The sequence below is a fragment of the Kluyvera intermedia genome, assembly GCF_021440345.1.
In the GTDB taxonomy this organism is placed as follows: domain Bacteria; phylum Pseudomonadota; class Gammaproteobacteria; order Enterobacterales; family Enterobacteriaceae; genus Kluyvera; species Kluyvera intermedia_A.
The window spans coordinates 1-508 of sequence record NZ_JAKCNS010000158.1 but is presented as its reverse complement, the minus strand read 5'-3'; the positions used below and the strand labels follow the sequence as shown (position 1 = coordinate 508).

The following is a 508-nucleotide window of genomic DNA, read 5'->3' as shown; positions in this document are numbered from 1 at the left end:
TAGTTACGGCCGTAATCGAAGGAACCGTAGTTAGCATACTTCAACCCTGCAAAGGCAAGGCGGTTGAAGGATTTGTCACCTGCGCCTTCGGTGTCGTTAGCGTAGGTTTTGTATTCCCACTGAGCATAGCCAGTCAGCTCACTGTTGATTTGCGTTTCGCCTTTAAAACCAAGCTGCACGTAGGTTTCGTCGCCATCATCGCCTGCGTTATCAGAGAAGGTGTGACGGGCATCAAGATTGCCGTAAAGATCAAGTTTATTGCCGTCTTTATTATATATTTCAGCCGCATTAACCGCGCCTGCCATCAATAAAGCGGGGATCAACACTGCCAGTGCTTTAATTTTCATTATATTTTCCTTTGCATTATAACGCATGTGAATAAAGTAACGTCATCCGGCGTTACTGGATTGAATAATATATTGGGGGTTCATTTTATTTCACGATATAAATGTAAGTAAACTATATTAAATATTTGAATATGTTTCGTTTATAATTAATTTAATATGAT

1 protein-coding gene is annotated in these 508 nt (G+C 40.2%); it reads right to left on the bottom strand.

Features of this window, described 5'->3' with window-relative positions:
- Nucleotides 1-347 (bottom strand): porin (locus tag LZ634_RS22460; RefSeq protein ID WP_234508938.1); only part of this gene is annotated, 347 nt, incomplete at its 3' end.
- Between the last annotated feature and the right edge of the window lie 161 nt (nucleotides 348-508).